Source organism: Negativicutes bacterium, assembly GCA_021372785.1.
Lineage (GTDB): Bacteria > Bacillota > JAAYKD01 > JAAYKD01 > JAAYKD01 > JAJFTT01.
The window spans coordinates 1-14,663 of the sequence record JAJFTT010000017.1; the positions used below are offsets into that span (position 1 = coordinate 1).

Sequence of the window (14,663 nt, forward strand, 5' to 3'; positions counted from 1 at the left end):
GGACAAATTGGATGTCATTGAGTGCTTCTCGTCTCCAGGCAGCCAGCTAAGAGTGGGTGAAATACTAGAAAAACAGAAGGCCATCTATCTCGCTCTGGATGTTGAACCGCCTACCTCGTTATGAGTCTCCGGGAATCTAGGTTACTATCAGCCTGGTGTCTACAGAAACCATCAAGCGTTTACAACCCGCATAGCCAGTCTTATTGGCTATGACATTATTATACTAGGAGGAATTGACAGTATGAAGGAAATCGGGAAAAAGATCGGTTCTGCCATTTGGGGTTACTTTATCATACTCATTCTTGTTGAAGGTGTCCTCACGTGGATCGCCCGGCGCTGGAATATAGCCTCTTTGACAGAATTGGCCTATCTCCTGCCGCAGTTGGCAGCAAGTCTGTGGTTATATCGAAAAATCAAACAAGAAAAAATCGTGATTTCCGTAAGCAACGATTCCGGTTTTACGATCAAGCGGTTTTGTGGCTTTCTTCTGCTGCTGGTTTTCGGTAATGTATTTTTCAGTTCGCTGACCGCAACCATCGTTCAGAATGTTTTGGGTCGGTTCAACTATAATTTCAATTTTGATCTTCTCAACAACAGCACAGCAGTAACTTCGCCCGCGCGGCTGCTGACTGTTATTTTCTTGGCTCCCATTACGGAAGAATTGCTTTTCCGCGGCATTATTCTGCAAAAGCTGAAGGAATTTGGCCCTGTGTTTTCCATTGGTATGACGACACTCTTATTTACTTTGGTTCATGGCAATATCATCTCAATGTTTGGGGTTTTTTTCCCCGGTTTGCTGTTTGGCTACGTCGCTCTGAGATATTCAATATCCTGGTCGATTCTGCTCCATATGGCCAATAATGCGTTTGCTCTGTTTTTTCAATCGTTGCCGGACAGTCATTTCTTTTTGCAAGCGCAGTATTTTATGTTTTTTTTGGGCCTGCTGGCGCTCCTTATTCTGTGTTTGATCATCTTCAAAAAGCGAGCTGCCATCCGGCAGTTTTTTCGGAATGATAAGGTGGACAGAAATTTATATTGGCAGTTGTTTGCCAGTAAACGAATGATTGGTTTGATTGTGCTTTTTATCATGACAAATTTATTATTTATTCAGGCAAGTCTACCGGGAATTCCCTCCTGATTAGCGAAAAACAAGTTCACTTGCAACAGGATCTCAGTTCTGAGACGGTTTTTCCGGAAGCCTGCTGCTCGCTTGAAGCAAAACGCCAGCGCTGTTTTACGATGAAAATTTCTTCATCGGCATTCAGCGCTTTTTTTGGCATAATATGAATAAAAAAAAGCAGTGCAGACGTTAACGACGCAGCTATTCCGCTTTATTGCCGGCAGCAGTCGTTTCACTGTCCGGCACACGGTCGGGAATTTCAGAGGAGACCGCAAGGTTCGTACCCCTGCGGGGCGGCCCGTCGCTCCATTCAGGATCGGGTCGGTGCGGCTCCTGGGACAAGCCTCCGTTTTCAGCAAAACAGAGGGATCGACGGTAAGCTGCCCGGTTGTCCGGACCAAACGCAGGGCTACCGCCGCCCCAAAACCGGCATTCTTGTCATCCGGCTAAGAACGGCGCTGCCTATCATGATCACTGCGGACCCGGTTTTATTCCCGGCGCCGTATTGGGTAATTTTTAGTTCCATCCGGGTCCTTTCGCGCCGGTAAAAATCGATTGGCTGCGGCTAATCAGAGCGGCAATTCCTGAAGTTGCGCTCGCATTTTGCTTTTACTTTCGCGGCCGGATATTCAAAACAGAGCAGACGCAAGGGAGCTTCATCTTCTTCAATGGTGGGAAAACGTCCGACCGGCTCGTAGAAATGGTTGTCTGTGGTATCGTCATTACATTGCGAAACTTCACCGATCAGTACCGGACCGTGGCCTTTTTCCGCCCAAAAGGCGTGATAAACACGCGGCGGCAGGGTAATGCTTTCTCCCGGCGCCAAGCGGACGATGCCGCCTGCCGCAAGCGAGCAGTGTCTGCCATCCCGCTGCAGTTGAACCGGCGTATCCGCCAGAGCATCCTGCTTTGTGGCATGATAGAGCCGCATCATTAAAAAGCCGCCGCCCCGGTTGATAATATCCTCCATTTTGAACCAATGAAAATGCAGGGGGCAGACTTGGTTTTCTTCGCTGATCAGTATTTTTTCGGCATAGGGTTTCGGATAGCGCTCCGGACTGCGATTGCCGTTTCGCAGGGTAACCAGGGTCAAACCAATTTCGTTGAACCTTCCCAAGCCATAATCGGTAATATCCCAACCCAGCATGTTATCGCGCACCTCATCATATTCAGCGCCTTTGCTCAGCCACTCTGCCGGCGAAAAGGCGGCGAAGGGAGGCAGAGCAAAATTGTACTGCCGGCAGAGCTGCAAAGCCCGGCGGATCTGCCGGTTGATTTCGGAACGTTGCATACAAGCATCCTCCTTTTTTGAAATGCGGCAGTCAAATGCCGAAAAGCCGGTGTGGCAGATCGGGGAAAATCAGCTTCGCTGTCCCGGCGCGGCAACATTCGATCTCCGCCAGGGTTGGCATGGCGGCCATGCTGCCTTTTTTGCTGGCACAGAGGGCGCCGGCACAATTGGCATAATCCGCAATTTCCGCAATACGGCTGAGCGGGATCTCCGCCAACGGTTTCTGTTCATCCAGCAGCAGACTTAAGGCGCAGCCGAAGAAAGCGTCGCCGCAGCCGGTGGTATCGATTACGCAGGTATCATAGGTCGGCAGATAACCAAAACCAGCGGCGGTCCGGTAAACGCAGCCGCGCGCTCCCAGTGTCACAAAAACGAGTTCGGGACCTTTGCTGAGAATTGCCGTGCTGCCCTGGCTCAGATCGCTCGTGCCGGTGATGAATTCCAGTTCCTCCCAATTAAGCTTGACAATATTTGCCAGACATAAGCCGCTGATCAATTGCTCGCTGGCTTCTGCCGGACTGGACCAGAGCGACGGCCGAAAATTCGGATCGTAGGAGACGGGAATTGCCATGCAGCGGGCGAATTGAACCGCCGCCAAGGTAGCGTCCCGTGCCGGCTGATGCGTGAGCGAAACGGAGCCGAAGTGCAGCAAACGGGCCAGACCAATGCGCTGGTAATCCAATTGATCGGCGCTCAGCAAGGTGTCGGCACCGGGATGGCGGATAAAAGAGAAAGAACGGTTACCGTCCTCAGCCAGGTGTATGAAAGCCAAAGTTGTGGGGGATTCCTCTGTACGCTGCAGACCGCTTGTATCGACCGCATAACTTTTCAGGTCTGTTTCCAGCAGATCGCCAAAAAAGTCCGTGCCAACCATCCCAAGGAAGGCCGTTTTTTTACCGAGCCGCCCGGCGGCAACCAGCAGATTGGCCGGAGCGCCGCCCGGATTGGCGCGATAACTTCGATCTCCCAAGGGTGTAAAGTCGATCAATAATTCACCGATGGCTGTTATATCGAACAAAAACATCACCTCATCTGTCTCATTGAATTCGTTGATCATTGCATTCGAGAAGGCGGCAGGTTTTCCCTTTTGAGGAAGTTGCGTGCTGCCGCGGATTCGTTGCGCGAACCTTTTTTAACGGTTGCATGGCAGTAAAATATTCTATGGAAAATTGTTCTATTTTGTCTGAACGATCGTCTTTCTTAATTTACTTCTAAACAATTAAGGTGACGCAGCCTTTGACGGCCGTTTTTAGCAAAATCAGTGCAAGGATTGCGAGCCGGCGACGGCGAATTTGAAAATCAGCTTGAGTGGAGAAACCAGCGGCGGTTTTAATGAAATTTTCGCTGGCACCCATGTCTTTGGGGTAGAAAGGACTATCTATGAGCGAGTACGGTAGGTTATCTCGGGTGGCGCGTCAAATTGCCAGAATTCTCATTCCAACTTATAAAATAAAAAGCGATTTTGATGTCCCGTCGCCGGCGGTTTTTATCTGTCGTCATAATAACATGTTGGGACCGACAAATGTCATCGCCTGGTACCCGAAATATCTGCGCATCTGGGTGTTAAACGTTTTTATGGAAAAAGAAGCCTGTTATCGGCAATTTGCAGACTATACCTTTCACAAACGTTTTGGCTGGCCAAAGTGGGCCGCGCGGACTGTGTCTGGAATTATCAGCCCCTTTGTAGTGAATTTGATGGCTTCCATGGGAGCAATTCCGGTTTATCGCAATTCGATGGAGTCGATCCGAACCATCAAAGAAACATTGAAAGCGCTGATCGCCGGTGATACGGTATTGATTTTTCCGGATATTGATTATACCGCGACGAATGCCGAAGTCCGCAAGGTGTATGAAGGTTTTCTTTATCTGGAACGTTATTATTATAACAAGACAGGCAAACATATTCCGTTTGTGCCGCTGCGGCTGGATCAGAAACTTCGTGAAATTGTGGTGGGAGAAGCGGTATGCTTTGCCGATGGGATCGATTTTCTGGACCAGAAAGAATCGATTCTGGATCAGATACAGGCAAAGATCAGCGGTGGATAACAATTTGTCCCGGTATTTTATAAAATAGTGCAGCAAAGGTGTTTGACTCGTCAGCCGAAGCGCTGAGTCAAACACCTTTCATTTGGATTTATCTGATTAACGCACTGTTGATGATGTAAATCAATTATCAATACTCGTGAGATAGGCCCTGATTTTTTGCATGGTTTCCGCCATATAGGTTTTACCGATGGAAGAATCACAAGCAAAATTGGTATAATACTCACACAAGTCAGATTGCAATTCGCTCAGAAAATTCGTGCATTCTGTGAAGAAATCGGCCGGCATGTTTTCCCGATTGGTTTTCCTGGCGGTCAGGATGAGCAGTTTCCAGAAGTTTGTCTCATTCTCACCCCATTGATTGACATAGTCATAGGTTTGCTTGCGCAGAGTGCCTGGCTGGTCGATCTCTTTGGCGACATGATAGCCATCCAAGCCAATAATAATTTGACAATTTTTCATAACGGTATCAAGCAACCCGGGCCAGTCTGCCGGAAGGCAGTTGCATTTTTCAAAAAATGTAGTAAGCAAACCTACGCCAAAATAATCAAAAGAAGAGCAGAGGTGTTTTTCATCCAAAAAGCAGTTACCGCTCACGGTTGCAATGATCTTTCTCATTCTTTGATAGTGTTCCGGATACGTGATTTCTCCCAATAGCTCAATATCGAATTGCGGTAAGCTGCGGCATTTCTCAGCCTGACTTTTGACGGCATGAAGGAAATCCTCACAGATAGCCGTAGCGGTTCCGCAGTTTAATTCGCCCAAAACAGAAAAACGCATCGTGATCGCCGCAAACACATTCATCAGCTCGGCTAAGGCGGCTTCCTCTTCTGTTCTGGCTTGGATATTCTGCAGGAAATTCTGCCAGAATGAACCGCCGGAATGATCTATGATGCCGACCAGATTTTCAATTTGTTTTCTGGTTGGATTATCCGAACCGGCTGCCGCAATGAAATCATATTTACTGAAGCCCAGGCAGCCTGCTTCTCGGAAATAAACATCAAGTGCTTTCTCCTGTTCCGCAGTGGGTGGGGTGCCTTGAGTCTGGAGTACTCTTAAAAAGGCATAAGCCGGCAGTAGTTTTCTGCCCTGCGAAATTTCAACCGGAATATAGGCGGCATTGGTTTGTTCGGCAGTGTCAAGGATATGGTTGCTTATGTCTTGGCTCTCAGCTGAAATTTCCGCTATGGTTTTTAGAATAAAGCAAGAGGCTTTCTTCTTTGCCCGGTTTTCGTTTTTATAATATTCCCGGATTCTTGAGGATGTGCTGATGGTTAATTCATCCCAAAATTGATTTTCCATTTTTAGAGCCTCCTTCACAGAACGGATTTGAAATTTACCTGCGGATAGATTGACTGTTCGCTCGGATCCATACCGAACGAGAAGTATATCCGTGAAATTAATCTGATATTAACAGATGTAATGTGATTTGTCAAGTATATAATAATGAAGTAATACCTTATATATGCCGCAATAAATTTTATATAATATATTATATAAAAGAAAATACTGATTGATTGTATCATAATGCGAATTAGTCTTCCGGGCGGAATGCCCGGGAAAAGTTTTTTAACCAGAAAAAGCCTGCTTTTTGACCCCAAGCGGATCAGAAAGCAGGCTCTTTCCATGAATTTATTCAAACAAATCAGCAGGATCAGAAGGCAGCTGCAGCGGCTTGCTTAGCTTTTCAGCTGTCCCCATTCGCGCAAGTACTGTTCTTTGGTCATCGGAGCATGGAAGGATTCCTTTACTTTGATCCCATTGGCAGCGCCGTCGGCTAAGAGATCGATCACAGTCATGACCATTGCTTTGGTAGCGGTGATATAAGCCAGATTTTTGTCCTCAATTTCATAGTGAGAGCTATGCCCGATACCGGCAGCTCCGCCAAAGGTAGCGTGAACCGTAGGAATCAGGTTTGATACATCGTTGGCATCGGTCGTAAACCCGACTCCGGGTTTGATTTTGTCGGCCGCTACCAGCTGCTGCAGGTTTTTTTCAAACAGAGATTTATAGAAAGGTTCCTCAACCGCCAGCATATAGCCGGGGAGATCGAAAATCTTTACTTCGGCACCCAAGGCGTCCGCTCCGGCTTTGAGTGCCCGATTGACCTTGAAGCTGGCGTCTTTGATGGCGTCATAGCTGCGAGCCCGGACGAAGGTTTCAATGTGAACATCGGCCGGCACCACATTGACCAGGTTGCCGCCTCTGGTGATGATGGGATGCACGCGCACACCGTCTTCATCTTTGAAGGTATCACGGATTGCATCAATCGCCGTCAAGCCGAGTTTGGCGGCATTGAGGGCGTTGATTCCCTGGTCCGGACTGGCAGCATGCGCTTCTTTACCAAGATAATGCACGATTTTCGCTACAAAGCCCATACCGCCGGGGCCGCCGGCCGTGACGGTATCACCGATCATGGTATGCTGCATCATCATGAGGTCGATGTCGTCAAAAAGCCCGAGTTTGATGAATTCTTGTTTGCCGCCCAGAAAAGAGATTTTACCGGTTTGAATCAAACTGTTGCGGTATTCCAGTTCGACCGCTTCTTCGGCAGGCACCGCCATAAAGACGACATCGCCGGAAAGATCGATCATCACGCCGCTTTCTTTCAAAGCCATAGCCACACCCAGCATCGTGGCGATTTGAACAAAATGACCGCAGGAATGAGCCGCGCCGGTGAGCGGGTCGGCGCAGCGGTGTCCGGGAGCCACAACGGCATCGAGTTCTCCCATCACAGCGATTTTTATCTTGGATTCCTTACCCTTGGCTGTAGCGATGACACCGGTGATGGCATGCCCATCGGTGTAACAATAACCGAGATCCCGGAGGACTTGCTTGACTTTTTCGGCTGTCTTGAACTCTTTGTAACCAAGCTCGGGCTCGGCAAAGATCGATTCACCGATCGCAATAATCCGATCGGCATTTTGATCAACGGCAGCGAGAGCACGGTTTTTTAATTCTTGTAATTCCATTTTAGGTTTCCTTTCTGATTGTACGCTTAAAGGTTGAGCCTGCGCCATTCCTTGCGATAGTGTTCTTTGGTCATGCGAGCTTTGAATTCGGCCTTGACTTTCAACGCATTGGCTGCGCCATCGGTCAGCAGATCCACGATGGTCATTGCCCTCATTTTCGCCGCCACAATGCAGGCTAAATCCGGTTTCTCTATTTCGTAATTGGAACTGTGAGGCACTCCGACGGCTCCGCCAACGGCAGCATGCACGGTGGGCAGAAGACTGGAGACATCATTGGCATCTGTCGTGAAGCCAGCGCCGGGAACGATATTTAATGGCTTGACAGACCCTGGCTTTCATTTCCTGAATATCCATTCCGATCAGATTCCTTCCCATATTTCGTTACTGGTAGTATAGCAGGAAAGAGGAGGATTGCCAATATGTTTTTACGCGGTAATGAGTAGTGCAGGATGATGGAAATTTCTCTGCTGAAAACTTCTTGTTTTGTAAAAAGGGAAAATAGGTTATACTGCAGTTGTGATTGATCAGACAATCACTTGTGCGAAAACAAGGTTCCCATTGCGGCTGCTTTATCTGATAATCAAGCGTATGACAGGAGGTAATCGGATGACGATACGATTTGCAAGCTTTGAGGATTATGCACAGACAGAGAAAATTGCGCAGGAAATACAGCAGATTCATGTGAATTTGCGGCCGGACATTTATAAAGAAGTGGCAGAGGTCATCGGATTCGAGGCGTTTCGGGATTTATCCAGTAAACAAGCGGTGATTGTGGCGGAAATTAACGGAAAAATCGTGGGTTATGCGGTTTATTATCTCAGAAATGTCAAACTGCCGATTATGCACGAGAGAAAAGTACTTGATATCGACGCGATTGCGGTGAGTTCGCTCTGTCGGTCACAGGGGATTGGGACTCAGATGGTTCTCTTCCTGAAAGAGATTGCCCGCAGCAACGGCTGCGGCAGCATCGAATTGTCCGTATCTTCGCAGAACCGGGATGCGATCAGATGGTATGAAAAACTGGGTATGCAGGCGAGATCAATCCATATGGAAATGAAAATCGAATAGGAGCAATCCCAAAAAAGAAAAGCGGTGCAGACTCGTTTCAACGATTTGAGTCTGCGCCGCTTGTTGGGCAGAGAAGTGTTTTTATCCGAGATAGCCATTCGGATCAATCGTTGCGTCCACGCAACTGCCGGTCAGAAAGGCCCGGATCCCTGTTATTTTTGCTTTGAGCTTGTTGTAGGTTTCAGCAGGTAGTTCTTCGCTGAATTCGATGGTTTCATTGGCGGCAATTTTCGTACTGCAGAGCACTTGCAGGAAAGAACGGTCGGCCGACCAAGTATAAAGCACGGCACCGGCTGCATCAAGCAACTGGAAATCATATTTCTGACTGCTGGAGTGTTCAATTGTGATGGTTTGATCGGTGTTGTTATGCAGACTGAGCGACATGCGTAAGGAATTGTCCTCTACCTGCATAGCAGCGACTGCCTGTAAGTGTGGTTTGTAACTGTCCAACAGAGTAACCAAACGGCTGATAACGGCAACCCCTTCGGCGCGCAGAGCCGGAGCGGTGGGATAAAGCATATTTTCGCCTCTGCCGTAAATCAATTTTAAAAGCACGGCGGTGATTACATTTGACCGATACTCCTCTTTGATTTTGCTGTCATCGTTGAAAGGCGCCGGCATCATCAGAATGACCGCATATTTGCCTTCGGTGATATAATTTAGCGCATTGATGATCAAATGAATCATTTCCTGGCGCTGCAGGGTTTGGTTTGGCCGGAAACTGTCGGTTTTTTCTACGATGCCAGCGGTTACCAGATCATAAAGGGCACCGGCACCGGGATCATCGTTTTGCACATCGTTAAAGTATTCCGCAATGTCGGTGGCGGCAAGGTAGTTGATCTCAATTCCCAGGGCTTTGTGCAAGGTGCGGGCAAATTCCATGCGGGTGATAGCCTGATCGCCGTGGAAGAGACCATCCGCATCGGCAAAAATCTCAGGGTAGCCGAACCGGGTTGCCTCAGCTTCATACCAGGAGCCGGGAAGATCCGGATAACTCTTAGCCATGACAGGCATGATCAGCGGCGATTCGGCTGGCTCTTCGGCGAGTGCCAGCATCGGAAAGGATGTGAGCAGCATCGCCAGCACAAGCAGCAAAGTAAATGCAGTTTTTTTCATAGGGATTCTCTCTCCTTCGAATTATTCTGATGGTTTCTCACCGTCTTGTTTTGTTTAGACTGCATTTGCGGCTGTTTTGTTCCCGGGGCTCAGCGAAATTACTGAAAAAAAACCCGGTTGAGGACAATATTCCAAAACCGGGCGCGAGTGGCTGCAAGGAGAAACGCTGCTTTTTCAAGGCTATTGCAGGGCGCTTCTCGCTTCCTGCAATTTTAGGATGATGGACAGATGCTGGGGGCAGGCTGCTTCGCACGTTCCGCAAGCGATGCAACAGGAAGCATCCGCATGGTTGGTGACCAATTCCTGATAGGCTTTACGCGCATCGCGGACGGCACCCGGATTGGAAGAACCAAAGAGATTCCAGGCGGCAAAGATCGCCGGGATATCAACTCCATTGGGGCAGGGCATACAGTAGCGGCAGGCAGTGCAGCCGATATTTAGCCTGGAGTGCCAATAAGCGGAAATCTCTTGTAATAAATTCAACTCGTCTTTTGTCATACATCCCGGAACCATATCAGGCTGACTGCAGATGCGCAGATTATCTTCCACTTGACTCATCGTGGTCATCCCGGAGAGGATCAGGGCAACTTCCGGACGGTTTGCCAAAAAGCGCAGTGCCCACTCCACCGGAGTCCGTTTTACCGGGCTTTGCTCGAAGCGTACAGCGATGTCATCGGGTAAATTGGCTAAGCGTCCGCCCTGCAGCGGTTCCATGATCACGACGCGAATTCCCTTTTTGGCTGCCAATTCTAAACCTTTGAGAGTGGCTTGCCGTTCGGTATCAAGATAATTCATTTGGATCTGACAGAAATCCCAGGCATAACTGTTGATAATTTCTTCAAATACTTCATAAGAGTCATGAAAACTGAAGCCGTAATATTTGATCTTGCCGGCTTTCTTGGCGGCTTCCGCCCGTTCCCAGAGTTTATATTTTTTGGTTATTCCCCAGAGTTCAGCATCCAGGGTATGCTGCAGGTAGAAATCGATCTGATCCACATCAAGTTTTTGCAGTTGTTCATCCAGTAGTTGATCCCAGTGCTCGGCGGATTCCACTAAATAAGTAGGGTTCTTGGTAGCCAGCGCCGTTTTGGCGCGATAGCCGTCTTTGAGGGCTTTCGCCACGACCAGTTCCGAATTGCCGCCGTGGTAACCGTAAGCGGTATCAACATAGTTGACGCCCTGATCGATGGCGTGACGAATCATTTTAATTGCTTCCGCCTCGTCGATATTTTTATTCTCTCCATTGACAACCGGCAGGCGCATGCAGCCAAAACCGAGCAGAGAGGGATGATAGTTGATTTTGCCAAATTCACGATATTGCATCTGAAGGCACATCCTTTCGATTATGATGAGACATATTTCTGCAATCGCAGCATAAACTCCTTCGCCTTGAAAAACCGGTTGTTACGAGCGATTCGCAACAACCGGTAGTTTTGATTATAACATCTAAATTTCTTTTCCGCAAGTCTTTATCCGGAGATTGATCCGGTGTATAATACAATGTACTTGTACTTTACCGTATCTTTTCTTAAAAAGCGACCAACAAAGCTCCCGGTGCCGCATAGGTACCTATTGCCGGACCGATTTCAGAGAGCATGATTTCCAAGGGATGCAGTTCGTCCTGTACCATTTGCAGAAAGGCATACATCCGTTCTTCACAGTCGCCATGTGCAATTCCAATTCGCTGCGGACGCGTGCCTGCGTATTTTTCTTTCATCACATTGATCAGATAACGCAGCGCTTTGGCTTCACTGCGGACTTTTTCTTTCACTTTGACAGATCCGTCAACATCAACATGCACGATCGGTTTGATGGTGAAGAGATTGGCGGCAAGATAGGACAGACGCGATACGCGGCCGCCTTTGACCGCATATTCCAGGGTATCGAGAGCGACATAGACACAAAGCTCGGAGCGTAAGTTCTGGACTTCTAAAAGAATATCGGAGGTGGAGAGACCCATTTGACTCATTTCGGCTGCTCTCACAGCCATGAGGGCAACACCTAGAGAACCGAACAGCGTATCATAGACAGTGACTCGGCTGCCGTATGCCTCACCTGCCAGGCGAAAGGATTGCGCGGTACCGGACAGGGCGGAAGAGATTGCCAGACAAATCACTTCATCATAATGTTCCAGACTTTCCCGGATCAGTTTTTCACAATTGCCAACCGACGGCTGGGCTGTTTTCGGCAGCTCAGTATGAGTCCGACACCAGCGATAAAAATCATCGATGCTTAAATCGACTCGATCCAAATAGCTTTCTTTGCCAAGCTGTACGAACAAAGGCGCAACGCCGATATCCCACTTTTTCTGCAGATTCAAAGGCAAGTCGCAGGTGCTGTCTACCAGGACGCGTACTGACATTGCCAAGGCCTCCTTCCGAGGGCCGCCTGATCTGGCAAGCGAACCCGATAAGTTTGTGATCAGAGAACCAACCAATTGCATTATATACGATTTTTGCGGAGCTGACTAGTCCTAAAAGTATGACTTTTTTGGGGTTTCAAGCAGAAAGGAAACGTGTTCTATGCGCTTATTGATGATGACTATTTTATTTCCGGCCAGTATCAGCCAGAATTTGGGAGAAGCGATTGCGTTAGCCCGCCAGGAAAAGAGTTATGCAGAACTACAGACTTCGGACGGTCAGCGTCATTCGGTCACTTACTCGGCCTTGGATTCAGTGGAATCTTATCGGGCTCTCTGGGCTTTGGTGCGCAATTGGAAAGGCAGTCAGCATTTAATCGATGGTGTTGAGGTGCCATATGAGAGTGTACAAGAGACGATCGTCTGTTATATCGAAGGGGTGCGGCTGAGCCAAAAAAACTGGTGCTGGGGTGATGCAGCCCAGAGTGCCGGTTACACTCCGCTTTTTCCCTGCCGCTTTATTCCGATTTCCGAAGCGAATCATCTGGGCTGGTTCCAGTACGGCAGTCTCAACCGGGAGAAGATTTTCATTGTCGATAAAATCAAGCTGCGTCAGCGAATTGATTATTATTTAGAAAAGAGCAACGCTCGCTTCTGCCCCTTGCTGGATGGATCCCGGATTGATGATATTGTCCGACAGTTACCCAGCCGGATTGACCCACAGCAAGACGATCAATGGATTTATAAACAAGGTTGGGTGAAAGGCCGCTTTCAAATTATCGGTGTGGAAAAACGTCAGACGAGCAGCCGACCGCTGCAGCAGCCGGCTGCGGCTGCAGCGGCACACGCGCCGACTAAGAGTGAAAATCACAGCAATCAATCAGAGTCGGATCTTGTCATGGCAGAGAGAGATATCCCTCTGATCCATTATCATCAAATCGGGGGACTCGATTCGGTCATCGCGCAGGTACGGGAAAATGTGGAGCTGCCTTTAAAAATGCCGCAGTTGTTTCAGCATCTGGGAATTACACCGCACCGGGGGATTCTGCTTTTCGGTCCCCCCGGAACAGGTAAAACCCTGCTTGCCAAGGCGCTTGCCAATGAATGCAATGCACATTTTATTTTTGTCAACGGTCCGGAATTGATTTCCAAGTGGCATGGCGAAACGGAAGCGAATTTACGCAGGATTTTCGAGGAGGCAAAAGCAAAGGCGCCATCGGTCATCTTGTTTGATGAGGTGGATGCCCTCACACCCGATCGGGATCAGGTTACCCTGCATTATGAGGCGGTAGCCGTATCCCAATTATTGTCTTTAATGGATGGGTTGGTAGACCGCGGCAATGTGATTGTTGTCGGCACAACCAACCGACCGCAGAGTGTGGATGCCGCTTTGAAACGTCCGGGCCGATTGGACCTGCAGTTGGAGGTGGGCTTTCCCGATAAGGCGGGGCGGGAAGATATTTTGCGCATTCATACCGCCGGTATGCCGCTGCGATCGGATGTCGATCTGGTGCGCTTAGCCGAACTGACACCGGAATTCAGCGGAGCGGAGCTGGCTTCTCTTTGCCGTGACGCCGGGTTATTATGTATTCGAGAAAGAATCACAATCGGCAGTCAGGATTTGCTTCCCGATTTAAGTGATGAGGAAATCGCATTGATGACTGTCGGGCAGGAACATTTCCTGCGGGCATTGAATAATAGAAATGGAGTATCGCAGAATTATTAAAGGGAATTCGCCCGGGACAACTCCAGACCGATGTCGAAAGAAACAATGAAATGAAAGAACGGGGAGTAATGTTTGGATGTTAACCTGGAAGCAGCCGCGTCCGGAAGACAAAGCTTTATTTGATTCCTTTCTCAGCAGGACGGTGCGCGATAGTTACGAAACCTCCTTTGCCACTCTTTATCTTTGGCGGAAATATACGCACTTGGAGTACGCCATCGATCAAGACTTATTGATCCTTTATCATCATAAGCAGGACTTTGGCAGCTATTATCACCCGCCTTATGGCTATCAGAAAGCAGATCTGCCGGAAATAACGCGTAAGCTGCAGGCTGAGCGTCCCACCGATTTTCTATATGGTGAAGTGGATGAGCATTTTGCCTTTGAACTCAAGGAAATGATGGGAGATTCGATCGAGCTGATTGCCGATCGTGATGACTTTGAATATGTTTATTTGGTCGAAGATTTGATCAACTTGTCCGGACGCCGCTATCATGGTCAGAAAAATCACTGCAATACCTTTGTCAAACGATATCAGCCAACCTCAACATCAATTTCAACACCGCAGGTTCATGCCGACTGTTATCATCTGCTGCAGCGCTGGAAAGAAGCCAAAGGCCTGGCGGATTCCGAGCTGATTGCCGAACGCTGCGCCATAGACGAGGCTATGGTGCTGCAGGAGCAGCTGCAGCTCAAGAGTATTGCTGTGTACGCCGAAGACCGGGTCGTAGGTTTTGCAATTGGCGAAAAACTGACGGAGGAAATGGCGGTCATCCATTTTGAAAAGGCGGATCCGACCTGCCGCGGCGCCTATGCCTATCTCAATCAGTATTTTTTAGCCACGAATTTTCAACAGCAGCGCTTTGTCAATCGCCAGGAAGATGTTGGCGATGCAGGTTTGCGAAAAGTAAAGACCGAATATCATCCGATCAAAATGGTGAAAAAATACTATATCCGGAAAGTAAATTAAA

General features: G+C 48.5%; 13 protein-coding genes. 5 read left to right on the forward strand and 8 right to left on the reverse strand.

The genetic code is table 11. The features are described from left to right. Positions 1-241 precede the first annotated feature (241 nt). Positions 242-1,138 (forward strand): CPBP family intramembrane metalloprotease, encoded by an 897-nt coding sequence (locus LLG09_02200; GenBank protein MCE5195930.1) that lies wholly within the window; start codon positions 242-244, stop codon positions 1,136-1,138. 547 nt (positions 1,139-1,685) lie between these two features. Here the strand turns inward: LLG09_02200 and LLG09_02205 are convergent. Both LLG09_02205 and LLG09_02210 read right to left on the reverse strand, forming a co-directional pair. Beyond that, a complete protein-coding gene (locus LLG09_02205; GenBank protein MCE5195931.1) occupies positions 1,686-2,411 on the reverse strand; it encodes a D-lyxose/D-mannose family sugar isomerase in 726 nt (241 codons plus the stop codon). Between the two features lie 31 nt (positions 2,412-2,442). Beyond that, positions 2,443-3,429 carry a carbohydrate kinase gene (locus LLG09_02210; protein ID MCE5195932.1) on the reverse strand — a complete coding sequence of 329 codons (987 nt, stop codon included), beginning with the start codon at positions 3,427-3,429 and terminating at the stop codon, positions 2,443-2,445. A 362-nt stretch (positions 3,430-3,791) separates the two neighbouring features. Between LLG09_02210 and LLG09_02215 the strand changes: the two genes are divergently transcribed. Beyond that, positions 3,792-4,457, forward strand: coding sequence for a glycerol acyltransferase (locus LLG09_02215; protein ID MCE5195933.1), 666 nt, complete (start codon positions 3,792-3,794; stop codon positions 4,455-4,457). A 120-nt stretch (positions 4,458-4,577) separates the two neighbouring features. Here the strand turns inward: LLG09_02215 and LLG09_02220 are convergent, their stop codons facing one another. The 3 genes from LLG09_02220 to LLG09_02230 form a co-directional block, all read right to left on the reverse strand. After that, positions 4,578-5,756: a hypothetical protein gene (locus LLG09_02220; GenBank protein MCE5195934.1), complete on the reverse strand. Its 1,179-nt coding sequence runs from the start codon at positions 5,754-5,756 to the stop codon at positions 4,578-4,580. A 377-nt stretch (positions 5,757-6,133) separates the two neighbouring features. Beyond that, positions 6,134-7,426: an amidohydrolase gene (locus tag LLG09_02225; protein ID MCE5195935.1), complete on the reverse strand. Its 1,293-nt coding sequence runs from the start codon at positions 7,424-7,426 to the stop codon at positions 6,134-6,136. A gap of 26 nt (positions 7,427-7,452) precedes the next feature. After that, positions 7,453-7,644 carry a hypothetical protein gene (locus LLG09_02230; protein MCE5195936.1) on the reverse strand — a complete coding sequence of 64 codons (192 nt, stop codon included), beginning with the start codon at positions 7,642-7,644 and terminating at the stop codon, positions 7,453-7,455. Between the two features lie 388 nt (positions 7,645-8,032). Here LLG09_02230 and LLG09_02235 point away from each other — a divergent pair, with 388 nt between their 5' ends. Next, positions 8,033-8,494, forward strand: a complete 462-nt coding sequence (locus tag LLG09_02235; GenBank protein ID MCE5195937.1) for a GNAT family N-acetyltransferase — start codon at positions 8,033-8,035, stop codon at positions 8,492-8,494. An 81-nt stretch (positions 8,495-8,575) separates the two neighbouring features. Here the strand turns inward: LLG09_02235 and LLG09_02240 are convergent, their stop codons facing one another. The 3 genes from LLG09_02240 to LLG09_02250 form a co-directional block, all read right to left on the reverse strand. Further along, positions 8,576-9,610, reverse strand: coding sequence for an S-layer homology domain-containing protein (locus tag LLG09_02240; protein MCE5195938.1), 1,035 nt, complete (start codon positions 9,608-9,610; stop codon positions 8,576-8,578). Between the two features lie 180 nt (positions 9,611-9,790). After that, the gene (locus tag LLG09_02245; GenBank protein ID MCE5195939.1) at positions 9,791-10,933 is read right to left on the reverse strand and encodes an aldo/keto reductase; all 1,143 of its coding nucleotides are present in this window, start codon (positions 10,931-10,933) and stop codon (positions 9,791-9,793) included. 205 nt (positions 10,934-11,138) lie between these two features. After that, positions 11,139-11,972 carry a DegV family protein gene (locus LLG09_02250; protein MCE5195940.1) on the reverse strand — a complete coding sequence of 278 codons (834 nt, stop codon included), beginning with the start codon at positions 11,970-11,972 and terminating at the stop codon, positions 11,139-11,141. Between the two features lie 160 nt (positions 11,973-12,132). On the opposite strand from LLG09_02250, the gene LLG09_02255 reads away from it, so the two are divergent. Continuing rightward, positions 12,133-13,695, forward strand: coding sequence for an AAA family ATPase (locus tag LLG09_02255; protein MCE5195941.1), 1,563 nt, complete (start codon positions 12,133-12,135; stop codon positions 13,693-13,695). Between the two features lie 76 nt (positions 13,696-13,771). Next, on the forward strand, positions 13,772-14,662 hold the full coding sequence (locus LLG09_02260) for a phosphatidylglycerol lysyltransferase domain-containing protein (GenBank protein ID MCE5195942.1): 891 nt from the start codon (positions 13,772-13,774) through the stop codon (positions 14,660-14,662). Position 14,663 lies beyond the last annotated feature (1 nt).